Below are 23672 nucleotides of genomic sequence, written 5' to 3'. Positions count from 1 at the left end.
TTTCTTCTAAATTCTGGAGTGTAAGTTTGTGGCATAATAATTCCTTCTTTCTTTGATAGATTGATTATATCTTATTAGCCACTACTGTTACAACGTTAGTATAGCACTTCAAACGCTGCAGATGAAAAATCAGACAAGTCAAGGAGTCAGTTACTTATTATTCGGTGTACTAGTATAGCGTCCGATAAATAACTGTACCAATCACACAGAATACTTCTTCGAGTGTGCAAGGCAAAAAACGCCTCAGCGTAGTAGTTTGAGTATGTTACGTAATACATATATCGTGTTTATTTTCATTCATATATTGTTCCGAATGACATTTTCAACTTTATCATTCCATGATACACTAAAACCATATACAAAGCAGAACACCATGAATATAAAAACGGAGGAACATGAAAATGAAAGTTGTAGTTGCAATTGACTCTCTGAAAGGAAGCCTGACTTCCATGGAAGCCGGAATGGCAATTAAAGCTGGAATTCTTGCCGCGAAACCGGATGCTGAAGTTATCGTAAAACCACTTGCGGATGGCGGTGAAGGCACCACAGACGCACTAATCGAAGGTTTAAACGGGGAGCGGATCGATGTTACCGTAACCGGACCTCTCGATGATCCGGTGTCGTGCTATTACGGATACTTAAAAGAAACGAATACAGCTATCATCGAGATGGCATCAGCAGCCGGAATTACACTCACAAATAAAAAAGATCCCCTTCATGCAACCACTTACGGTGTGGGGGAAATGATAAATGACGCCATCAATAAAGGATGCCGAAACTTCATCATCGGAATCGGTGGAAGTGCTACAAATGATGGCGGTATCGGAATGCTGAAAGCTCTTGGCTTTGAATTTCTGGACGAAAACGGTCATGACGCCGGAGAAGGCGGACAAGCCCTTAAAAAAGTCAAATGCATCCTTACGCAAAACAAAAATTCCCTTTTGGATGAGTGTCATTTCCAGGTTGCCTGTGATGTAACGAATCCGCTGTGCGGCAAAAATGGAGCCACTTATATCTATGGTCCTCAAAAAGGCGTGACTGATGATATCAAGGAAAATCTGGATCAGGCCATGGCTCAGTATGCCAACGTTACTGCCAAATACCTTGGATGTGATTATTCGAATGCCGCAGGGGCCGGTGCCGCCGGCGGACTGGGATTTGCACTGCTCAGTTATCTGAACGCCAGCCTTACTCCCGGAATTGATCTGATTCTGAATGCGGTTGAATTGGAAAAAGAACTGAAAGACGCTGATATCGCAGTAACCGGTGAAGGCCGGCTCGATCACCAGACCGCAATGGGAAAAGCTCCTATAGGAGTTGCAAAACTGGCGAAAAAATACAATGCAAAAGTTATCGCTTTTGCCGGAAGTGTCACTCCGGAAGCCACCGCATGCAACCAGGCCGGGATTGATGCATTTTTCCCGATTGTCCGCGGAATTACAACGCTTGAGGAGGCCATGAATCCCGAATGTGCCAAAACAAATATGCGTGCAGCGGTAGAACAGGTATTTCGCCTTTTATAGTGTGCTAATTCCTCCATTTCGTCTCATCCGCTATATCAGCAAATCAGCCAGAGAGTTCTTCTCTCTGGCTGTCTGACATTTTATTTCCGCCCAATATTTTTTCCCCCTTTTTCTCGGACGTTTTCTGTGCTATATTGGACATGGATTTTGATGCTCTCATCATATCTGCGGATTGTTCCGGAACTTATTTCCCTGCAATCCGGAAAACACAATTGGAGGATGAAAATATGAACTTTCTAAGTATTTTTGATGTCATTGGTCCCAACATGATCGGGCCTTCCAGCTCCCACACCGCGGGTGCTGTTTCCATGGCATTGCTGGCACGCAAAATGTGTCCGGAACCGATTAAAAAGGTAACCTTTACCCTCTACGGTTCTTTTGCCAAAACCTATCACGGCCACGGTACCGATCGCGCACTTCTGGGCGGAATTCTTGGATTTTCCACAGATGACGCCAGAATCCGCGATGCTTTCGAGCTCGCGAAAGAATTCGGTGTGGAGTATGAGTACATCATTGATGAGGAGACGGTAACCGATCATCCGAATACTGCCGATATCGCAATGACGGGAATTAACGGATATGAACTGATGGTTCGCGGGGAATCCATCGGGGGCGGCAAAATCAAGATCGTGCGTATTGGTAATATCGATGTGGAATTTACCGGAGAATACAGTACACTCATCGTAAAACAGCTCGATACTCCGGGTGTCGTTGCACATATTACCCAGTGTCTCAGCAACCAGAATGTAAATATCGCTTTCATGCGCCTGTTCCGGGAAGATAAGGGTGCTACTGCTTATACAGTAGTAGAATCCGACGAACCCATTCCGGAGAGCATTCTGGATGATATTCGGACAAATGAAAATGTCCATGAACTGATGCTGGTTCAGATGTAGGAGGTGAGGACAATGGATTTTAGAAACGGACAAGAATTACTGGAACTCTGTCACAAAGAAAATATCAGTATTTCCGAGGTCATGAAGACCCGTGAGATCACTTGCGGCACACTCACTTCCGAGGAAATTGACAAAAAACTGAAAACGGTACTGACCATCATGAAAGATGCGGTCAATGAACCGCTGATGCAGCCGAAACGTTCCATGGGCGGCCTGATCGGAGGCGAAGCTAAAAAAGTATCCGACTTCGGCAAGACAGACCGAAGTGTCTGCGGTTCCCTAATGAGTAAGGCAATTTCCTACAGCATGGCCGTTCTGGAGGTCAACGCCTCCATGGGACTGATCGTCGCCGCCCCTACCGCCGGTTCTGCCGGGGTACTCCCGGGTGTACTTCTCGCACTGCAGGAAGAAAAACAGCTGTCAAACGAACGCCTTCATTCTGCGATTTTGAATGCATCCGCAATCGGTTATATTCTGATGCGAAATGCATCTGTATCCGGCGCCGAAGCCGGATGCCAGGCTGAGGTTGGTGCGGCTTCCGCCATGGCAGCAAGTGCGGTCGTGGAAATCATGGGTGGAACACCGGAAATGTCACTTGAGGCTGCATCCATTGCCATGTCCAACCTGCTTGGAATGGTCTGCGATCCGATTGCCGGACTGGTTGAATCTCCGTGCCAGAGTCGCAACACCATCGGTGCTGCAAACGCAATCACCTGCGCCGAGCTTGCCCTTGCCGGGGTCACTCACCCGATTCCGTTTGATGAGATGGCAGAAGCAATGTACCGCGTAGGAAAGAGTATTCCGTTTGAGCTTCGGGAAACAGCAATGGGAGGATGTGCGGGAACACCGACCGGATGCGCTTTGGGATGTCATGCCTGCTCCAAGGCTTAATGATTCGGAAATAAAAAAATCCCGTGGAATTCTTTTTACACATGAAATTCCACGGGTTTTTCTTTTTGCTATCCTCTATATTTTCAAAATTAATACACCAGCCTGCTTCCGTTCAGCTTAATCACCCTGTCAATCTGATTCCACGATGCCATCCTGTAGGAATACGCCGCCGACTCAAACAAGGCATAAATACTGCTTCCGTCCTGATAGATCTGCTCCAGACGTTCCGGAAATTTGATCGTCTTATATGCCTCTGAAGATGACAGAATTCCATATCTTGAATAATTGAATATCTGTACTTCCGAAGGCATGATCCCCCAGGATATCGTAAGCAGGATCTTATTATTGTAAAATGCCATCCCCTGAACTTTTCCTGAAATCACCTGCATACTCACAGCACATGCCACCGGATCGATCACTCCTACCGTCCGCTTCAGATTCATATCCGATTTTTCATACAAGGTTCCGTCCGCGTTGATCAGGTATTTCTCAATAATACTCGCATTATCCTTGGTAAAAAATCCTACGAAGAGCGCTCCGTCATGATAGGTCATAAAAGAGGCCCTCTGAATCCGGTAAAGATTGTATGAGAGATCAAATTCAATGGGCTGATAATTCTCCGTAAAATCATAACTTTCCAGATGCTTCAGCGTAATTGCATTTGCCTGCGCCCAGGTAGAACCCTGTCCGGTGATCCAGAGATTATGATTCATGGTGTCATATGCCATTCCACCGACATGAGCCCGAGTCCCCAGCACGATTTCTTTTACATACTCATGCGTTTTCTTATCGATCACATAAATGACAGAATTATGCTCCTTCGTTCTGCAGTACGCACTGATCAGGACATAATCCTCCGTAATCGCCAGCCCCTGCGGCGTCATGGACGTACAGACATGCGGCGTGCCTTCTTTCTTATACTGAATCGTCCTGGTCGCCTTGAGTCCCGGCACAACGTAAGTTCCGTATTCCTCATCCGCCTCATCTTCATCACACGCGTATTCATAGACCGTACTGTTCCTCTTCAAGGTCTTCAGATACCGTTCCATCGTATAAACAGGATCTGTATTCGTCTCGGTCAGTTCCGTTTCCGGCTCTGTCTCGGCACGGTACTCCCACGCATAATACCAGTAACCCGTCCCGATAGCGACAACAATCAGAAACGCTGCAAGCCTGCGCCGGAATCTTTTCCAGTTGATTCGTTTCTTTTTTTCTTTTTTCGACGGGTTATCTGTTCTGCCCGCCATTTCCTGTGTATCCTTGTGTTTCTTTTCCTTCATTTGCAGTCACTTCGTCTTTATATTCTTTCTGAGAGGAGAAACCTTTTCCCTTTACCTCATTCACATGCCCGATCACCATAAATGCTTCCGGATCCGTTTCCTGTACGAGTCGGTTCAGACGCACCAGTTCCCGGTTTGAAACCACCGTCATGATCATTTTCTGCTCATTTTTCAGATACCCCGTCTGCACATGGAATAAAGTGGTTCCCCTATCCAGTTTTTCCTGAATCTGTGCATTTAACTCATTATATTTTTCAGAAACGATGCTGACCTGCGTCTTCGTTGTCCCGATCAAAAGGATTTTGTCCAAAACCATGGTATAGACCAATACCAGCAGAATTCCATAGATGATCTGTTCCTTATCGGAAAACATCATCTGCATGAGCAGGATCGCGAAATCAAAAGCATACATCAGAACCGATACCGGAATTCCAAAATACTTGTTAAGCACCAGTGGCGGTATGTCCATACCACCGGTCGATGCTCCCGCTCGAATCACAATTCCGATTCCAAATCCGATCATCAGTCCTCCGCAGATCGTAGATAACATGCGGTCTGTTGTAATATCAGATAATACCGGGATGTTCTGAAAAGCGCCAAGAATCACCGGGTAATAGAATGTACTGATCAGTGTCGTTAATGCAAATTTTTTTCCCAGAGCAAGTGCCCCGACCAAAAACATCAGCACATTAAAAATCATTACAAATGTATGCAGCGGAACATTCAAATAATGTCCAAGCGTCAGACCGATTCCGGTTGTTCCTCCCATAATCAGCGAACTCGGCAAAATAAACACTACGATTGCCAATGCATAAATCGTATTCCCCAGTAATACCATTCCCCAATTCTTCATATCTTTTATTTTCATCATTCTCTCCCGATATTTTGATTCTTTCCTATGCACCTTCCCCGATGTGCATCTTTACAACAGTAATAGTATACTCGCGGAGTTATTGCATAACAAGTGATATTTCAATATTTTCTGTATTTTTTATTCGAAAATACTATGTCCCATTCTTTTATTCTGAGCTATAATAAAGATATAGTTTTATGGCAGGGCAGCACCGATTTTGCCCGGAATCTGCCAGAAGAAAAGAGGTATCATATGAATCAGATTGAGCAACTTCAGGAAATGATCGATGAAAGTCATAATATTGTATTCTTCGGCGGTGCGGGGGTCTCCACCGAAAGTAATATTCCGGACTTCCGCAGCGCTGACGGCCTGTATCAGCAGCAATACAAATACTCTCCGGAACAGATTGTAAGCCATTCATTTTTCATGAGAAACACAGAAGCTTTTTATGAATTTTACAAAGAGAAAATGATGTTTCTTGATGCGAAACCGAACCCGGCACACTATAAGCTCGCTGAACTTGAGGCTGCCGGAAAACTGACGGCCGTGATCACACAAAATATCGACGGTCTTCATCAGGCAGCAGGCAGTAAAAACGTACTGGAACTGCACGGAAGCATTCATCGCAATTATTGTATGCGCTGCGGTAAAAAGTACGATGCCGCCTATGTTAAAAATTCTGACGGAATTCCAAAATGTGAATGTGGAGGGACCATCCGACCGGATGTCGTGCTCTATGAAGAAGGGTTAGATTCCGTTATTATTCAGAAAAGTATCAGTGCGATCGCAAATGCTGATATGCTGATTATCGGTGGAACCTCCTTGGTCGTTTACCCTGCTGCGGGATTTATTGATTATTTCCGGGGAAAGAACCTGGTTGTGATCAATAAGGATACTACGGCTCGGGAAGTGGGAGCATCGCTTACGATACATGAACCGATTGGGGAAGTGCTTTCTAAAATTTGTTGTTGAGAAGAGGGACGCCCCCACGCTCCCCGGTTTTATTCCGGACTCGCTTTCGCTCGGGGGAAAACGCAGCGGTACTATGATGCCAGGTTGTCGCCTGCCGGCGACTCCTGCCATCAAGTGCCGGCGTTTTCCACGGTCCGGAATCAAACCGGGGAGTGTGGGGGCTGAGATTCTTATGTTGTACGTGGGATAAGTATAAGACGGGAGATATTGGTACATATGAAGGGGGCTGCGGCTTCTTTGGAAGCGGCAGCCTATTGGGTTAGGTCTTTGATTATTTTGTCAATGTCATATTCTGGGGCATGTTTTGACGCCGCATCGCATATTTTTTGAATTGTTTCTTCGTCTTCTTCTAACATATCTGCAATTTCTGGTATGGATATATTTTTTTGAAGTTTTTTACAGGTTAACTGCACTAATTTGCGTTCTTCTCCTTCTATTCGTCCCTGTTCTCTGCTGATTCTTCTCGTTTCCTGGACATCATATGCTTCAAAACTGTCAAATAACATATCGAATTCCCTCCGTGTAATCTGATCGGTAAATTTTTCAACCTCACTGCGGGGGACATTCATCCGATATAGCAGAGTGGCAATGATTTTACCGATTATTGTTAATAAATAATCCGGTGTATTTTCCGAAAGATTATCAAAATACTCTTTTGGTATCTCTCTCAGATTTCTGAATTCCATAGAATTGCGGAGTTTGTTAATCAGAAAAATTAACGACAATTCATCATTCTTTTCTATCAGTTCCCGGTTACTGTAAGACGTTAACGGCACAACCAAGTACTCAAAATCCGGAATATACTTTTCCAATGCATCACTAAGATATACCCTGTCTTTGAAATTTCGCACTGCTGTCCAGGTTTCTGTTCCTTCATAGTACACGATTGGTATTATAGGTGGGTATTGAAATGCCTTCGTTTTCGTAATGCCGGGATGAATCTTTTCCTGCTCCGTTTCGTAATCAGTCAGTATCATTACGATATATCGCAAGAGTTTGAATGCCATATCATAATGAACTTTGGACTGATGTTCCACCACTGCAATCAAATAAAGTGATTGTTCTTTTAAGTGAATCTTTTTTACAGAATCCGAGTCCCGCCCTTCCTGCCACATAGGAAGAAAACGCTCAGAGATGTCTTCAATATCTTCCGGTTCTACATTTTTTAGCAATTCTATATTCACGTATCCTCTTAAAAACTGCGCGCAAAGAATAGGATCATCAAAAATAAGTTTTGCTCCATTGTCTTTTAGTTCCCGATTTTTTACTATCTGACTACTTTCTGACAGATTTTCTCCTTTTTGGGTCATATGTTCTCCTCCTTCTGCAGAACATATAACCATCAGAAATCTTTTATCTTATCTGTATTTTAACAGAGATATGCAAAAATGGCAATGTAACCCCAATGATTCCTATATTCTGCCCGCTTTATTCTGTTATTCATCAAAACTTGAATTTCCTGCCGAATGGCTTTGAAAATCTAAATATTGAGTTTTAGAATACCATCGAAAATGGCTACTCTGAATTTGATGTTTTCGCTAGTATAGCATAGAGGGGTGTTGATAGTCAATGGGGAATTGTTCTGAGAAGGGACGCCCCCACGGTCCGGAATCAAACCGGGGAGTGTGGGGGCTGAGATTCTTATGTTGTACGTGGGATAAGTATAAGACGGGAGATATTGGTACATATGAAGGGGGCTGCGGCTTCTTTGGGAAGCGCAGCCCTCTGAGTTTAAACGGGATTATGCCTTATGGGACCTGTTGTTAGCAGGTTTTGAAGAATTGGTAAAGGCCTTCGAGAGCTTTGGTGAGGACGGGAATCTCGTCTTCGGTGATGTGTTCCAGGATGGCTTCTACCATTTTTTTGTGGAATTCGGCGTGGTGGTGGTAGGCTTTTTCGCCTTTGGGGGTGAGGTGGATGTTGACCACGCGTCTGTCTTCTTCGCTTCGTTCGCGGAGGACGTATTTTTTGTTGACCAGGGCGTTCATGGAGGTGGTGAGTGAGCCTACGGTGATTCCGAGTTTGCGGGCGATGTTGGACATTTTATCTCCTTCTCCGAGACCGACGGCTTCGATGATATGCATATCGTTGTTCGTCAGGTCTTTGAATTCTTCGGTGATGACCGCTTTTTCTTCTAATTCTAATATATCGTTGAACAAATGTACAAATAATTTGTTAATGCTCTCGTATGCGTCCACGAATTTTCTCCTCTGGTACTTGTTTTTCTTTTATTATACACAGCTTTCGAACAAAGAATCAATCACTTCTTTTACAGTTTCTATTTTTTCTGCTTTCCATGCATCAGCGCCGCAGAAAAGTAATGCATTTTCAATGTTGCCTTTTGCTGCGTTGATGAGAGCCTCTGTAATGCAGTATGGTGTTTTTGCCGGGTTGCATGTTTTGATGCATGCAAGACATTTTTTGGGAGGACGGCGCTCTCCTTCCATGATGTGTCGGATGAAGGGATTGGCGATGGCTCTTCCGGGCATTCCTACCGGGCTTTTTACGATCAGGATATCTTCCGGTGCGGCGTTCAGATAGCTTTCTTTATACCGGATGTCTGCGTCGCATTCCCATGTGGTTACAAAGCGGCTGGCTACCTGGATTGCATCGGCTCCAAGCTCAAATGCGTGTCTGGCTGCGTTTGCATCGCTGATGCCGCCTGCCAGTGCGACCGGAATTCTGCAGTTATATTTCTCTTCGTATGATTTTACGTCTTTGATGATCTTCCTGATTTCTTCATCATATGTGTTCTGATCGAACTGTTCCAGCTGTGCCTCGTCAAATCCAAGATGTCCTCCAGCTTTTGGCCCTTCTATGACGACCAGGTCTGCGGTGCGGCTGTATTTTTTGTCCCAGTATTTGAGGATCACTTTCACGGATTTTTCTGTTGATACGATCGGAGCGATCTTTGCATCCGTACCTTTTACGAATTCAGGCAGTTCTGTCGGCAGACCGGCTCCGGATATGATCAGATCTGCGCCTGCCCTTGCTGCTTCGCGCACATATTCTCCATAGTGCTGCATGGCAACCATAATATTAAAACCGATCACGCCTTCCGGCGCAATTGCGCGGGCTTTTTCGAGTTCACTGTGAATGGCTCTTAAATTTGCCGCCTTGGAATCTTTCTCAAAATCAGGATCACGAAATCCGATCTGTGCAGCGGAAATGATCCCGATTCCACCTTCTTTGGCAACATTTCCGGCAAGATTTGAGAGACTGATTCCGATTCCCATTCCGCCCTGGATCAATGGTTTTTTCGCCGTCAGATTTCCTATTTTCAATGATGGATATTCCATATCTGTACCCCGTACCTTTCTACATGTTCCGGAAGCGCTGATATCGTTTTTCCGTCAGCTCTTCTGTTGACAAAGCTCCATATTTTTTCAGGAATTCCTGTATGGACCTGTCCATCTCTCCTGTCAATCCTCCCATATTTTCCACAGTCAGATGTTCCGGTTCTTCAAAAACTTTCTCCACAATTCCCGCCTGATACAGGTGGGCTGCTGTAAGTTTCATGACTTTTGCAGCTTCTTCCGCGCGTTTGCTGTCTTTCCACAGGATACTTGCAAAGCCCTCCGGTGACAGGATAGAGTAAATGGAGTTCTCCAGCATCCAGACTTCATCCGAGGTTGCCATGGCGAGCGCTCCGCCGCTTCCACCTTCTCCGATCACAACCGAAAGCACCGGAACTTTCAGACCGGACATTTCAAACAGGTTTCTGGCAATCGCTTCTCCCTGTCCGCGTTCTTCTGCCTCCAGTCCGCAAAATGCACCCGGAGTATCTACAAAGCAGATGATCGGGCGTGCAAATTTTTCCGCCTGTTTCATCAGTCTCAGTGCTTTTCTGTATCCGTCCGGAGACGGCATACCGAAATTCCGTTCAATATTTTCTTTCGTATTTCTTCCCTTAGCCTGCGCAATGACCGTCACCGGCATGCCATGAAACCGTGCAATTCCTCCGATGATCGCTTTGTCGTCCTTGTAGTATCGGTCACCATGAAGTTCTGCAAAATCTGTAAATAAAGCATCAATATAATCGGAACCTACCGGTCTGTCTTTCAGCCGGGAAATCTGAACACGCTCCCAGGCGCTTTTCGCCTTTGGAGTTTCTCTGTGTTCTTCCAGTCCGGTATTGTCCTTTCCTACATTTTCTTCCAAATTCCGCTTTGTACGTCCTTCTGAGCTTTCCGTAAATTGTGACATTTTCCCCGCCTCATGCATGCTTACAAGCTGAGCAAGTGTCTGACGCAGTTCTTTTCGTTCTACAATCTTATCCACAAACCCGTGTTCCAGAAGAAATTCAGATCTCTGGAACCCTTTCGGAAGTTTTTGTCCGATGGTCTGTTCAATCACACGCGGTCCCGCAAAACCGATCAGCGCATTTGGTTCAGCCAGAATGATATCTCCTAACATGGCAAAACTTGCTGTAACCCCTCCTGTCGTAGGATCTGTCAAAACACTGATGTAGAGCTGTCCGGCGTCATGATGCCGTTTTAAGGCTGCAGAAGTCTTGGCCATCTGCATCAGAGAATGAATTCCCTCCTGCATTCTCGCTCCTCCCGAGCATGCAAAGATAATCACCGGAAGCTTTGCCTGCGTCGCGCGCTCAACAGCACGTGTAATCTTCTCACCGACTACTTTCCCCATACTTGCCATCATGAATCGTCCGTCACATACAGCCAGCGCCACTTCACGTCCTTCTATTTTTGCCTTACCGGTCACAACCGCCTCATCCAGCCCGGTCTTCTCCTGAAGCATTTTTACCTTTTCTTCATAGCCTTTATAATGCAGTGGATTTCCGGAGGTAAGGCCCTCGTCCCATGCCTCAAATGTATCTGGATCAGCGATCATTTCTATGCGTCGCATCGCATGTACTCTGAAATAATTTCCGCATTTCGGACAAATATAGTATCCTTTTTTCACATCTTCCGTGAAAATCGCCGCTTTACAGGCATTACATTTTTTCAGAATTCCTTCCGGCACTTCCGGAGATGTCATTCGCTTACCGGATCCTTCATTTTTCCCAAGGTTGATTCCCTTTTTAAACATATTTGCCAACTGCATTTTTCTACTCTCCTGACTCCTGCTACATTACGAACTGCTAGGCCTCTGTATTTCCCAGAAGTTCCTGTTCTTTTTCTGCTACAAACTCTATATCAAAATTTCCATCCTGATAATCCGGGTGGCACATGATCTCATACTGATAATCAACATTTGTATCGATTCCCTCAATGATGATCTCTCCAAGCGCACACTGCATCTTACGGACAGCTTCTTTTCGGGTCTTTGCGAAAACGATCAGTTTCGCCAGCATATTATCATAATATGGCGGTACGCTGTAACCACTGTAAATAGCGGAATCGATCCGCACCCCTTTTCCTCCCGGGAGGTACATATCCCGAATGGTACCCGGGCATGGGCGGAAATTCTTTGCCGGATTTTCCGCGTTGATCCTGCACTCGATGGCATGACCTGTCAAATGCACGTCTTCCTGCTTTATTGCAAGTTTTTCTCCGTCAGCAATGCGAATCTGAGCCTTGATCAGATCAATTCCGGTCACCCACTCTGTCACCGGATGCTCCACCTGGATCCGGGTATTCATTTCCATAAAATAGAATTTTCCGGTCTTTTCCAAAAGGAACTCGATGGTACCGGCATTTTCATAATGGGCCGCTTTGGCTGCGCGAACTGCTGCGGCTCCCATTTCCGCACGAAGTTCTTCGGAAATGGCCATACACGGGGATTCCTCCACCAGTTTCTGATGGTTTCTCTGAATCGAACAGTCACGTTCTCCCAGATGGATGACATTTCCGTATTTATCTGCAAGGATTTGAAATTCAATGTGTTTCGGATGCTGTACAAAATGCTCCAGATACATGGTGCCGTCTCCGAACGCTGCCTTTGCTTCTGACTGCGCAGTGTGGAATGCATTTTCAAATTCGTCCGGCGTCTGTGCCACGCGCATTCCCTTGCCGCCGCCTCCAAGTGCTGCTTTGATGATCACCGGATACCCGGCCTCTTCTGCAATCTTTGCGCCTTCTTCTGCATCATAAATCGCATGGTCACTTCCCGGAATGACCGGCACATTTGCCTGTACCATTGTGGTTCGCGCCTGGGATTTGTCTCCAAGGCTGCGGATCACATCGGCTCCCGGCCCGATGAAAATAATATTGCATTGTTCGCACAGTTCTGCAAAACGGCTGTTTTCAGACAAGAATCCGAATCCGGGATGAATCGCATCGGCTCCCGAAATAATCGTCGCACTGATGATCTGTTCCATATTCAGATAACTGTCTGAGGACGGCGCCGGTCCGATACAGACTGCTTCGTCTGCAAGCTGTGTGTGAAGCGCCTCTTTGTCAGCTTCCGAATACACCGCAACCGTCTCGATTCCCATTTCTCTGCACGCACGAATGATACGCACCGCAATCTCGCCACGATTGGCAATCAGTATTTTCCTAATCATATCTATCCCCTATCCGATCATCAGCGACAACTCTGCTTTTACAGCCACTTCTCCGTCAACAGAGGCAATTCCTTCCCCGATGACCAGAGGGCCTTTCTGCCGGATGATTCTCGCCTCCAGTTTCAGCTTATCTCCCGGAACGACCTTGCGGCGGAACTTGCAGTTCTTGATTCCCCCGAAATATCCGAGCTTTCCTTTGTTTTCTTCCTGCATCAGAACCGCTACTGCTCCGGTCTGCGCCAGTGCTTCCACGATCAGAACGCCCGGCATGACCGGCTCCTGCGGAAAATGTCCCGCAAAGAAATCCTCACGGTATGTAACGCATTTGTACCCGATGGCATACTCGCCCGGTTCATAGTCCTCAATGTAATCCACCAGCAGAAACGGATGTCTGTGCGGAATGATTTCTTTAATCTCTGTAATACCCAAATGTTTCATCGCTGCCTCCTTACGCAATTCTGAATAACGGCTGTCCGTATTCTACGGCTTCCCCATTCTTTACCAGCACTTCTGTAACAGTACCGTCAAATTCAGATTCAATTTCATTCATCAGTTTCATTGCTTCTACGATTGCCACAGTCTGCCCCTTCTTCACACGGTCGCCCACAGACACAAAAGGCTGGGCATCTTCTGCCGGTGCAGCGTAAAATGTTCCGACAAGTGGAGATTTAACTAGATTTCCGTTCGGTTCCATCGCCGGGATCTCTGCTTTCGCGGCCTGCGTTTTCTGTTCTATTGTAACAACCTGAACGTTTTCATTCGTACCCTTTACCGGTTCTTTTTCTTTTCGGATATTCAGTTTTACATTTCCTTCTTCATATTCAAAGCCACTCAGTGCCGAATCGGAAACGGCCTGAATTAATTTCACCAGATTCTCTAATTCCATCATCCTGCACCTCTAACCTTCATATTTTTTCATCAGCAGGACCGCATTGTGTCCGCCAAATCCCAGAGAATTACTCATTGCATATTTGATTTCCTTTTCCACCGGAGCACCGACTGCATAGTTCAGATCACATTCCTCATCCGTTTCTTTTGTCCCGACTGTCTGATGAATGAATCCGTCCTGAATGGATTTCACGCAAACCACACATTCTACCGCGCCTGCCGCACCGAGCAGATGACCGATCATGGATTTCGTCGAGTTGACTACAAGATCTTTTGCCGCATCACCGAATGCTCTCTTGATCGCATAGGTCTCGAACAGATCATTGTGGTGTGTGCTGGTTCCGTGTGCATTAATATACTGAACCTCCGACGGAGTCACACCTGCTTCTTCCATGGCAAGTTCCATCGCTTTGGCAGCTCCGCTTCCATCCTCCGCCGGGGAAGTAATATGGTATGCATCTCCGGTGGAACCGTATCCTACAAGCTCTGCATAAATCTTCGCGCCTCTGGCCTTTGCATGCTCCAGTTCCTCCAGAACGACCACGCCTGCCCCCTCTCCGAGAACGAACCCGCTTCTGTCCTTATCAAACGGAATAGAAGCTCTCTTCGGATCCTCACTGGTCGTAAGCGCAGTCAGCGCGGTAAATCCTGCCACACCAGTCGGACAGATACAACTTTCGGTTCCGCCTGCAAACATCACATCCGCATCGTCGTACTGGATTGCACGGAACGCATCACCGATACAGTTGGTTCCGGTCGCACAGGCTGTGACAACATTTGTGCATTTTCCCTTCAGTCCAAGCTGAATCGAAACATTTCCGGCTGCCATATTGGAGATCATCATGGGAACCATCAAAGGAGCAACTCTTCCCGGCCCCTTCTGCAGAATCGTGGTGTACTGTTTTTCAATCTGCTGAAGGCTTCCGATACCGGAACCGATGATCACACCGCAGCGGTACGGGTCTTCCTTTTCAATCTCGAAACCGGCATCCTCACAGGCTTCTTTTGCAGCCACAACCGCATACTGTGAGAATGTTTCCATACGTTTTGCCGCTTTAAAATCCATGCGTTCCTTCGCAGAAAATCCTTTTACTTCTGCCGCGATCTTTACTTTATAATTTGATGTGTCAAATTTGGTGATCGCACCGATTCCGCATCTGCCTTCTTTGATTCCTTCCCAAAATTCATCTACCGTATTTCCAATCGGCGTAATCGCTCCAAGACCTGTAATCACTACTCTGCGTTTCATATTTCCACCCTCCTATATCGCCATGCCGCCGTCTACCGCGAGCACCTGTCCTGTGATATACCCTGCTTCGTCGGATGCAAGAAATGCCGCTGCCGCTGCAATATCTCCGGTCTGACCCAGACGACCCAGAGGAATCTGTTTCATTGTTTCTTCTTTCACTTTGTCGGATAACACGTTGGTCATATCCGTCTCAATATATCCCGGAGCAATCGCATTCACCGTAATTCCACGACTCGCAAGTTCCTTTGCCGCGGATTTTGTCATGCCGATCACACCTGCTTTTGATGCTGCGTAATTGATCTGTCCTGCGTTTCCGGAAATTCCCACTACAGAAGACATATTAATGATTCTTCCGCTTCTCTGCTTCATCATCTGCCTGGAAGCGAATCGGATACAATGGAAAGTTCCTTTCAGATTCACGTCTACAACGCTCGTAAAGTCTTCCTCACTCATCCGCATGATCAATCCGTCTTTCGTGATTCCTGCATTATTTACAAGAATATCGATTCTGCCGAACTGATCGATCACTTCCTTAATAAATGCTTCGCACGCGTCATAGTCCGCCACATTGCACTGCTTGATCACGGCCCGGCCGCCATATGCTATAATACTTTGTTTTACTTCCTCCGCTTTCTGTGCAGAACCGTTATAATTAATGACCACCGTCGCTCCAAGCTGCGCAAACTTCATTGCTATTGCCTTCCCGATTCCGCGGGATGCACCGGTCACTACTGCGATTTTTCCGTTTAACATATTTCTTCTCCTCTACTAAACAGTCAGTTCCGGGACCACCTTGTCTACGTCTTCCCAGGTTCCAATGTTGTAAACCTTTACGCTGCGGTCAATTTTCCTCAGAAACCCTGCCAGCGTTTTGCCCGGCCCGATTTCTACAAACGTATCCACGCCTTCCGCGATCATACGCTCTACACTTTCCTGCCAGCGCACGGAAGCCGCAACCTGTTCAGCCAGAAGTTTCTTCGTTTCACGAATGTCGGTTACATATTCGGCCGTTACATTTGTCACATAAGGAATCTGAAGTGGTTCCATTTCTACTTTTTCCATTTCTTTCGCAAGTTCTTCACCTGCTTGTTTCAGCATCGGTGAATGGAACGGACCGCTGACATTCAGAAGCACCGCCCTTTTAGCTCCCGCTTCTTTTAATATTTCTGCCGCTTTCTCCACCGCTTTCGTCTCACCGGTAATAACGATCTGGCCCGGGCAATTGTAATTTGCCACCGTGACTCCTTCCAAATCCTTAATCCCTTCTTCGATTACCGATGCATCCATTCCAAGGATTGCCGCCATGGCGCCTTCTCCTGCCGGAACCGTATTCTGCATCAGAATCCCTCTTTTTCTCACCAGAGAAATTGCATCCTCTTCCTTCATGCCTCCAGCGACGCTGATCGCGCAATACTCGCCAAGACTAAGTCCCGCCGTCACATCCGGTTTCAGACCTCTTTCCTCCACAACCTTCGTCATGGCAAGGCAAGTCGTCACAAGCGCTGCCTGTGTATATTCGGTCAGATCCAGTTTCTCATTTTCTTCAAAGCATAATGCTTTCATATCTATCTGCAAAAGTTCGCTTGCCTTATCATAGACAGCCTTTGCAAGTTCACTATTTTCATAAAAATCTTTTCCCATGCCGGGTTTCTGAGCGCCCTGTCCTGGGTAAATAAATGCAATCTTAACCATAGATGTTCAGTCCTCCGATCAGCGCATCTGTCTCCTTCACCAGTTTCTGGATCAGCTCCTCGCAGCTTAAGATCTCTTTCACCATCGCCGCACTCTGTCCGGCCATCACACTGCCGTTTACAACATCTCCGTCAACGACCGCTCTGCGAAGTCCGCCCAGAGTCAGATGCTCCAGTTCCTCAAAGCTAGCTCCCGCTTTCTCCATATCCAGATACTGCTTCGTCATCTGATTTCTCAGAGCACGCACCGGATGGCCGGTTGTTCTGCCGGTTACTCTGGAATCGATATCCTTTGCTTTAAGGATTGCATTTTTATAATTTTCATGAACCATAGATTCTTTCGTTGCCACAAAATGGGTTCCCATCTGTACCGCTCTTGCTCCAAGCATAAATGCAGCCGCAATTCCTCTTCCGTCTGCAATCCCGCCTGCAGCAATGACAGGAATGTTCACCGCATCTACAATCTGCGGTACCAGAACCATCGTTGTATTCTCGCCGATATGTCCTCCCGCTTCTGTCCCTTCTGCCACCAGTGCATCCGCACCGCAGCGCTCCATTCTTTTTGCAAGTGCAACGGAAGCCACAACCGGGATGACCTTAACCCCTGCTTCCTTCCACATTTTCATATATTTCTCTGGATTTCCAGCACCAGTGGTAACCACCTTCACGCCTTCTTCCGCTACCACTTTTGCCACTTCATCCGCATAAGGACTCATGAGCATGATGTTGACACCAAATGGTTTGTCAGTCAGTTTTTTCGCTTCTTTGATCTGTTCGCGTACCCAGTCTGCCGGGGCACTCGCAGCTCCAATGAGTCCAAGCCCACCGGCATTTGATACGCCGGCCGCAAGATGATACTCAGCAACCCAGGCCATTCCTCCCTGGATGATTGGATATTCTATTCCAAGTAATTCGGTTACTTCTGTCTTCATATTACAACCTCTTTTTTCTTAAATGACTTACTCTGACTAATGATTCACTTATTCGGATTTATTTCTCTAATCCTTCGATGTAAGTTACAACGCTGCCGATCGTAGTAAGATCACCGATCGCTTCTGTATCGATTTCCACACCGAACTCATCTTCAAATGACATAACCATGTCCATAAGATCCAGAGAATCTGCTCCAAGTGATTCAAACGTTGTTTCCTCTGTAAGGTCTGCTGCGTCTACTCCTAAACCTTCTGCTACGATTGCTTTTACTTTCTCTAACATGTGATTGTCTCCTTCTTCTCTTTTCATTTTTTCTATTTAATCATATATGTAATCCGTCCTGCGCCTGCGCCGACAGCTATTACCTTGTTACCATTCAATAAGGGATGCTCCCCAGGAAAGCCCTGCTCCAAATCCTGCTATAACAATCCTCTGCCCTTTTTGCAGCATTCCGCTTCGGTTCATTTCATCCAGAAGAATCGGAATGCTGGCAGAAGATGTATTTCCAAATTCAGAAATATTCATCGGGAATTTACAAATATCAATTTTCATTCTCTTTGCCACCGATTCGATAATTCTCTGATTCGCCTGATGAAGGACAAACCAGTCGATATCCTCTTTTACATAATCTGTCCTGCCAAGGAGTTCTTCTATCACTTCCGGGACTTTCTTCACTGCGAATTTAAACACTTCCTTACCATCCATCGATAAGTAAGTCTGCTTTGCTGCCTCTTTTTCTTCCCAGCCCTTCTGATGTCGGCTTTCACAGGCCAGTACCTCTCCCATAGTACCATCTGAATGTGTCACACATGGGAAAACTTCTCCTTCCTCCCCGCGAATCACTGCGGCTCCCGCACCGTCGCCGAACAGGATACAGCTTCCTCTGTCTTCCCAGTTCACGATGTTAGAAAGCGTCTCACTTCCTATGATCAGAATGGTTCTGTACATTCCTGATGCGATATATGCCTGCGCAGCATTATAGGCAAACACAAATCCTGCGCACGCAGCGCTCATATCAAAACAGGTCGCGTTCTCTGCCCCCAGTGCCTTCTGAACTTCACACGACACACAAGGAATGATTGTATTCGGTGTGATCGTTGCTGTCAGGATCAGATCCAATTCTTTCGCTTCTACTTTTCCATTCTCCAGAGCCGCCCTGGCAGCCTTAACAGCCATACTCATCGTTGTGTCTTCATCTGCAATATGCCTTCTCACAATCCCAGTTCGTTCACGAATCCACTCATTACTGGTCTCCACTATTTTCGCTATGTCATGATTGTCGTAAAAGTTTTCCGGGGCGTACGCTCCGATACCACATATTTTTCCTCTCATACTGTCCTCTTGGTTTTAAATATAAATATTTTTGATTTAAAATACTTTTAGTTTCAAACTATTTAGCAATATAACATATATATAAGCGTTTGGCAAGATGTTTTTTGATTTTCTTTTCGACATGAATTATTTTGGTAATCTAACAAGAATAGAAATAAGATTTGAAGAAAGAAAAAACGAGAACACATTCTCATGTATTCTCGTTCATCTATTTATGCGGAAGATGGGACTTGAACCCACACGCCCTTGCGAGCACTAGAACCTGAATCTAGCTCGTCTGCCATTCCGACACTTCCGCGTCAACAATAGGTATATTACCACATCATTTTTAAAAATGCAAGAGGAAAATCAAAAAAATTATTTTTTTCGCTCCCATCATATTTTAATTACCCAGAATAAATCAAGATATTCCAAAGCTTTTTTCGTATCACCATTTTTAATGGCTTCGATTACTAAATCATTCAAAAACTTATCTTTTCTTAATCCGTCCTTATATTGCATATCTGATGGCATGTGCTCATTCATCCTTTCACACCCCTTTCATATAGCCTGTTCTTATCTATATTATAGGGATATTTTTTATCAGTGTAAAGCCTTATTAAACTATCAAAGTACCTTTTTGGTTCAGAACATATTTCTATTCAAAATACAAATATAATATTGACATACCTGTACCAACTGTATATACTGTATATATACAGATTAATCAACCGAGGTGATAGAGTCTCATGAATATCTTTATTGACAACAAAAACGGCGCACCTATTTATGATCAGATCTATTCCCAGATTAAGAATCAGATCATCAGCGGCGACCTTAAGGAGGATGAAGCCCTGCCTTCCATCCGCAATCTGGCGAAGGATCTAAGAATCAGCGTCGTCACGACAAAGCGGGCCTATGATGAACTGGAACGGGAAGGATTTATATACACGATCGCCGCAAAGGGATGCTTCGTCGCACCCAAGAATGTGGAACTTCTGCGTGAAGAAAACCTGAAGAAGATTGAGGAATATATGCAGAAGATCAATCAGCTTGCAGCTTCCTGCAATCTCAGTAAGGAAGACCTTATAGAAATGTTTCATTTGAGTTGGGAGGAATCATTATGAATGCACTGGAAATCAAAAATCTTACCAAAAGCTACCGAGATTTTACTCTGGATAATCTGAATCTAACGCTGCCAAACGGATGTATCCTGGGACTCATCGGAGAGAATGGGGCCGGCAAGAGTACGACGATCAAATTGATCCTGGATATTATCCACAAGGATTCCGGTACGATCACGCTTCTCGGTCATGACAGCGAACATATTCCGCTGCAGGCCAAAGAAGATATCGGAGTCGTCCTGGATGAAGTCGGTTTTCCGGAATGTCTGACCGCCAAACAGGCAGACAACATTATGAAATACACGTTTTCGCGCTGGGATTCTGCTATGTATAGGCAGCTTCTGGTCAAGTTATCAATTCCCGAGAATAAACCTTTCAGTGATTTTTCCCGCGGAATGAAGATGAAGCTCGGGATCGCCGTTGCGCTCTCACACCATCCGAAGCTTCTGCTCCTTGACGAGGCGACCAGCGGTCTGGATCCGGTTGTCCGTGATGAAGTAGTAGACATGTTCAATGAATTTACAAGAGATGAGAGTCATTCCATTCTGATTTCATCCCATATCGTCAGTGATCTGGAAAAGCTCTGCGATTACATTGCTTTTCTTCATAAAGGTAAACTGCTGCTGTGCGAGGAAAAAGATATCCTTCTGGAAGAATATGGTATCATCCATTGCTCTTATGAACAATTCCGTGAACTTGACCCTGCTGCCATTAAAGGTGAGAAGCGGACTGCTTACGGAATCGAAGTACTGATTCGCCGTAGCGCTGTTCCTTCCGGCACCCCTATAAGTCCGGTGACAATCGAAGAACTCTTCATTTTCATGGTTAAGGAGGTAAGATAAGATGAAAGGTTTACTTCTGAAAGATATGTATATGACACGCAAATACTGCCGCTCCTTCTTCTTTATCATTTTTATATTTATTGCAGTATCCGTATTTGCTGATGGTAACTTCTTTTTCACACTCTATCCGATCGTATTTGCCAGTATGATTCCGGTCACACTGCTCGCCTATGACGAGAGGAGCAAATGGACGATCTACAGTGAGACGCTCCCCTATTCCAGGGCACAGCTGGTATCCGTTAAATATCTGATGGCACTGATTCTGATAAGCAGTGTGTGGATTTTTTCCTTTGCAGGAATGCTTCTGAGATGTGTTGTATCCCACAGCACATTTACCCAGGAAACATTTTTTTCAGGGCTCACACTTCATGCTGCCGGGCTGCTTTGCGATTCGCTTCTGCTGCCGGTCATTTTCAAATTCGGTTCTGAAAAGGGGCGTCTGGCCTATTACATTATTATCATCGTAACCTGTGTAGTTGGCACCATTATGATCAGCATCAGTGAAGAGATGAATATTTCCCTTCCGGACAGGATCCCAGCATTCACGATATCTGCTGCCGCAGCTATCCTGTTTGTCCTTTCATGTCTCCTCTCCATCCGGATTTATGAAAAAAGAGAACTGTAAACAAAGAGGCATCACACGATGCCTCTTTCTCATCTCTATGCTTATTACTGGGCGAGTTCATACACATACAATTCATGCAGCGCCCTTGTCGCACAGATATAGCGGAACTGCTTAAAAAACGGATTCTTCTCCTGAGCGCCTGCAACAAAGACCTGATCGAATTCCAGCCCTTTTGCCATATAATATGTCGTAACCGTAATTCCTTTACGGAATACCGAACTGTCCCGATCAATATAACAGACGTCTTCCCTCTGATTTTTCAGATAGGAAAACGCTTCTTTCGCCTCACGCTCCGTCATAGTCAGCACAGCCGCTGTCTCATATCTGTCGCCGCCGATCCGAACCTTCCCCAGTATATCATCCAAAGCCGCCGCAGGCGTACTGCAAGTCATTTCCTCCACCGGCTTTCCGTGCCGCTGCATATATTCAATTCCTTTCACATCAGACACATTCCGCGCATACTCTGCAATTTCTATCGTATTCCGGTAACTTCTGTTCATTTCAATCTTTCGCACATCTCTTCCAAAGATTTTCGGAAGGAACTTCAGCACATCCTGCTGACGCGTATCCACCGTCTGTGCTTTATCTCCCAGAATCGTCATCCTGCAGTCGAACAGCTTTTCCAGTATCACATACTGCAAATAAGAATAATCCTGCATCTCATCGATCACCAGATGACGAATCGTTCGTCTGGATTCTCCTTTGCAAAGGCGGTATTTCAAATACAGCATCGGATATACATCTTCATATTCCAGCAGCCGCTTTTCCAAAGGAACCGACGGCAAGGCCGGAAGTCCATTCGCCTCCATAAGCCGGTTATAGATTTCATAAACATCGGTCGTCACATACATGTTCCGGAACGTTTCCCGAATCAATTCCAGCTCGTCTTCACAGAGCGTTTTTCCATAAAGCGTCTCATATTCATCCACGAAATACTCCATCACCGCGTCCATTCTTGACAAAAGCGGCACTTCACCGAATTTAAAATAAAACAATTTCAGGAGTTCTTCTTCTGTTTTGACCATTCCTTTGTATTCAACGTCTTTCAAATCGACCAGTTCATCCTCCAGACCGACCAGGAATCCTTCTACCGCTCCGACAAATGCCTCTGACTGCTTCCACTGGAATCTCGCCTCTTCTTCCTCCCTAATCCCCTGCATTCTTCTTTCTATCTGATGATACCGGTCCTCACAGTCCGCAGCCACATCCTGAAGTTCCCGATAGGCAAATAAATCGAAGCTCATCTCCTGAATATTTTCTTCTCCCAGTTCCGGAAGAATATGGGAAATATAATCCGCAAAGACACTGTTCGGAGACAGAATCAGAATATTAGATGACTTAAGTCTTTTCCTGTCATGATACAGTAAATACGCGATCCTGTGAAGCGCGACAGATGTCTTCCCGCTGCCTGCCGCCCCCTGAATGATCATGATCTTATCCTTTGTATTCCGTATGATCTCATTTTGTTCTTTCTGAATCGTGCGCACGATATTCTTCAGCTTGACATCACTGCTTTCTCCCAGCTCCTGTTTCAGAATATCATCATCGATCTTCATATCACTCTCAAATTCATAGATCATCCGGCCGCCCCGGATCTTGTACTGCCACTTCGAGCAGATCTCTCCCTCCAGAACGCCCGCAGGCGCTTCATAAGATGCCGGACCTTTATCATAATCATAAAACAAACTGCTGACCGGAGCTCTCCAATCATAGATCAGCGGAACTCTCCCGCGCTCTTCTGCAAAATTTCCGATTCCAATATAGAATGTCTCCGCTTCTTCTTCTCCGTCATATATGAAATCCACACTTCCGAAAAAAGGCGAATCAAGCATTTTCAGCAGACGGCTTTTCATTCGCTGATTTTCCTGATTTGCATTTACCTGCGCAAGAAGTGCCTGCTGATTGTCAAAATTCTCATATCCGTACTGATCCATCTCGGTATAGTTTTCCCAATAATACTCATTCATACCTTCGATGTCTTTCCGAACCGTCTGGATCGTCTCCCCTATTTCCCGAATCTTCTTCCTGAGTTTTTCTGTCACCTCATTCAGAAACTCTGTGCCTCTCGTCATATAGTTCTACCCTTCCTGCTTCTCATTTTCACCGGGCCTTTCTCCCGTACGTA

At 45.7% G+C, this 23672-nt stretch carries 24 protein-coding genes and 1 tRNA gene; 7 read left to right on the top strand and 18 right to left on the bottom strand.

Annotation, left to right across the window (positions count from 1 at the left end; genetic code table 11):
• Nucleotides 1-401: 401 nt before the first annotated feature.
• From ACTNBF_RS05180 to sdaAA, 3 genes are all read left to right on the top strand, one after another.
• Nucleotides 402-1523 (top strand): glycerate kinase family protein, encoded by a 1122-nt coding sequence (locus tag ACTNBF_RS05180; protein ID WP_441088853.1) that lies wholly within the window; start codon nt 402-404, stop codon nt 1521-1523.
• A 227-nt stretch (nt 1524-1750) separates the two neighbouring features.
• Nucleotides 1751-2419, top strand: coding sequence for an L-serine ammonia-lyase, iron-sulfur-dependent subunit beta (gene sdaAB / locus ACTNBF_RS05175; RefSeq protein WP_427818840.1), 669 nt, complete (start codon nt 1751-1753; stop codon nt 2417-2419).
• Between the two features lie 12 nt (nt 2420-2431).
• Nucleotides 2432-3310: an L-serine ammonia-lyase, iron-sulfur-dependent, subunit alpha gene (gene sdaAA, locus ACTNBF_RS05170; protein WP_441088852.1), complete on the top strand. Its 879-nt coding sequence runs from the start codon at nt 2432-2434 to the stop codon at nt 3308-3310.
• Nucleotides 3311-3399: 89 nt separating this feature from the next.
• On the opposite strand, the gene ACTNBF_RS05165 is transcribed toward sdaAA, so the two are convergent.
• On the bottom strand, nt 3400-4590 hold the full coding sequence (locus ACTNBF_RS05165) for a YncE family protein (RefSeq protein WP_441088851.1): 1191 nt from the start codon (nt 4588-4590) through the stop codon (nt 3400-3402).
• Nucleotides 4538-5458, bottom strand: coding sequence for a YitT family protein (locus ACTNBF_RS05160; protein WP_427807837.1), 921 nt, complete (start codon nt 5456-5458; stop codon nt 4538-4540). Before ACTNBF_RS05160 ends, ACTNBF_RS05165 begins: the two co-directional genes overlap by 53 nt.
• 237 nt (nt 5459-5695) lie before the next feature.
• On the opposite strand from ACTNBF_RS05160, the gene ACTNBF_RS05155 reads away from it, so the two are divergent.
• Complete coding sequence (locus tag ACTNBF_RS05155) at nt 5696-6415, top strand: NAD-dependent protein deacylase (protein ID WP_427807721.1); 720 nt, start codon at nt 5696-5698, stop codon at nt 6413-6415.
• A gap of 251 nt (nt 6416-6666) precedes the next feature.
• Here ACTNBF_RS05155 and ACTNBF_RS05150 read toward each other — a convergent pair whose 3' ends face one another.
• The 15 genes from ACTNBF_RS05150 to ACTNBF_RS05080 all read right to left on the bottom strand — a co-directional run bounded on the left by ACTNBF_RS05150 (nt 6667) and on the right by ACTNBF_RS05080 (nt 19490).
• Nucleotides 6667-7725, bottom strand: coding sequence for an Rpn family recombination-promoting nuclease/putative transposase (locus tag ACTNBF_RS05150; protein ID WP_427807723.1), 1059 nt, complete (start codon nt 7723-7725; stop codon nt 6667-6669).
• Nucleotides 7726-8178: 453 nt separating this feature from the next.
• On the bottom strand, nt 8179-8613 hold the full coding sequence (locus ACTNBF_RS05145; protein WP_427818836.1) for a MarR family winged helix-turn-helix transcriptional regulator: 435 nt from the start codon (nt 8611-8613) through the stop codon (nt 8179-8181).
• Nucleotides 8614-8646: 33 nt separating this feature from the next.
• Nucleotides 8647-9714: an NAD(P)H-dependent flavin oxidoreductase gene (locus ACTNBF_RS05140; RefSeq protein ID WP_441088850.1), complete on the bottom strand. Its 1068-nt coding sequence runs from the start codon at nt 9712-9714 to the stop codon at nt 8647-8649.
• Nucleotides 9715-9733: 19 nt separating this feature from the next.
• A complete protein-coding gene (locus ACTNBF_RS05135) occupies nt 9734-11482 on the bottom strand; it encodes an acetyl-CoA carboxylase carboxyltransferase subunit alpha (protein WP_441017923.1) in 1749 nt (582 codons plus the stop codon).
• Nucleotides 11483-11519: 37 nt separating this feature from the next.
• Entirely contained in the window at nt 11520-12884 is a 1365-nt protein-coding gene (locus ACTNBF_RS05130; protein WP_441088849.1) for an acetyl-CoA carboxylase biotin carboxylase subunit, read from the bottom strand.
• Between the two features lie 9 nt (nt 12885-12893).
• A complete protein-coding gene (fabZ, locus tag ACTNBF_RS05125) occupies nt 12894-13322 on the bottom strand; it encodes a 3-hydroxyacyl-ACP dehydratase FabZ (protein WP_427807733.1) in 429 nt (142 codons plus the stop codon).
• 10 nt (nt 13323-13332) lie between these two features.
• Nucleotides 13333-13770, bottom strand: a complete 438-nt coding sequence (gene accB / locus ACTNBF_RS05120; protein WP_427807839.1) for an acetyl-CoA carboxylase biotin carboxyl carrier protein — start codon at nt 13768-13770, stop codon at nt 13333-13335.
• Nucleotides 13771-13782: 12 nt separating this feature from the next.
• Entirely contained in the window at nt 13783-15021 is a 1239-nt protein-coding gene (fabF, locus tag ACTNBF_RS05115) for a beta-ketoacyl-ACP synthase II (protein ID WP_441088848.1), read from the bottom strand.
• 12 nt (nt 15022-15033) lie between these two features.
• Nucleotides 15034-15774 carry a 3-oxoacyl-[acyl-carrier-protein] reductase gene (gene fabG / locus ACTNBF_RS05110; protein ID WP_441088847.1) on the bottom strand — a complete coding sequence of 247 codons (741 nt, stop codon included), beginning with the start codon at nt 15772-15774 and terminating at the stop codon, nt 15034-15036.
• Between the two features lie 15 nt (nt 15775-15789).
• Nucleotides 15790-16713: an ACP S-malonyltransferase gene (gene fabD, locus ACTNBF_RS05105; RefSeq protein ID WP_441088846.1), complete on the bottom strand. Its 924-nt coding sequence runs from the start codon at nt 16711-16713 to the stop codon at nt 15790-15792.
• Entirely contained in the window at nt 16706-17644 is a 939-nt protein-coding gene (fabK, locus tag ACTNBF_RS05100; protein ID WP_441088845.1) for an enoyl-[acyl-carrier-protein] reductase FabK, read from the bottom strand. Before fabK ends, fabD begins: the two co-directional genes overlap by 8 nt.
• A 58-nt stretch (nt 17645-17702) precedes the next feature.
• Complete coding sequence (locus ACTNBF_RS05095) at nt 17703-17927, bottom strand: acyl carrier protein (RefSeq protein WP_427807743.1); 225 nt, start codon at nt 17925-17927, stop codon at nt 17703-17705.
• Nucleotides 17928-18014: 87 nt separating this feature from the next.
• A complete protein-coding gene (locus tag ACTNBF_RS05090) occupies nt 18015-18977 on the bottom strand; it encodes a beta-ketoacyl-ACP synthase III (RefSeq protein ID WP_441024265.1) in 963 nt (320 codons plus the stop codon).
• A gap of 215 nt (nt 18978-19192) precedes the next feature.
• Nucleotides 19193-19275 (bottom strand) — tRNA-Leu (locus tag ACTNBF_RS05085).
• Nucleotides 19276-19352: 77 nt separating this feature from the next.
• Nucleotides 19353-19490 (bottom strand): hypothetical protein, encoded by a 138-nt coding sequence (locus tag ACTNBF_RS05080; protein ID WP_441088844.1) that lies wholly within the window; start codon nt 19488-19490, stop codon nt 19353-19355.
• A 215-nt stretch (nt 19491-19705) separates the two neighbouring features.
• Between ACTNBF_RS05080 and ACTNBF_RS05075 the strand changes: the two genes are divergently transcribed.
• From ACTNBF_RS05075 to ACTNBF_RS05065, 3 genes are read left to right on the top strand one after another with little or no spacing between them, the layout of a single operon-like run.
• On the top strand, nt 19706-20083 hold the full coding sequence (locus ACTNBF_RS05075; RefSeq protein ID WP_427807749.1) for a GntR family transcriptional regulator: 378 nt from the start codon (nt 19706-19708) through the stop codon (nt 20081-20083).
• Nucleotides 20080-20922 (top strand): ABC transporter ATP-binding protein, encoded by an 843-nt coding sequence (locus ACTNBF_RS05070; protein WP_441088843.1) that lies wholly within the window; start codon nt 20080-20082, stop codon nt 20920-20922. Before ACTNBF_RS05075 ends, ACTNBF_RS05070 begins: the two co-directional genes overlap by 4 nt.
• A 1-nt stretch (nt 20923) precedes the next feature.
• A complete protein-coding gene (locus ACTNBF_RS05065) occupies nt 20924-21547 on the top strand; it encodes an ABC-2 transporter permease (RefSeq protein WP_441088842.1) in 624 nt (207 codons plus the stop codon).
• A 44-nt stretch (nt 21548-21591) separates the two neighbouring features.
• On the opposite strand, the gene ACTNBF_RS05060 is transcribed toward ACTNBF_RS05065, so the two are convergent.
• Nucleotides 21592-23619 (bottom strand): HelD family protein, encoded by a 2028-nt coding sequence (locus ACTNBF_RS05060; protein ID WP_441088841.1) that lies wholly within the window; start codon nt 23617-23619, stop codon nt 21592-21594.
• Between the last annotated feature and the right edge of the window lie 53 nt (nt 23620-23672).

This window comes from Bariatricus sp. HCP28S3_A4 (assembly GCF_052066395.1).
GTDB lineage: Bacteria > Bacillota > Clostridia > Lachnospirales > Lachnospiraceae > Allocoprococcus.
The sequence above is the reverse complement of the archived record's forward strand: the minus strand, read 5'-3'. Positions and strand labels throughout refer to the sequence as shown.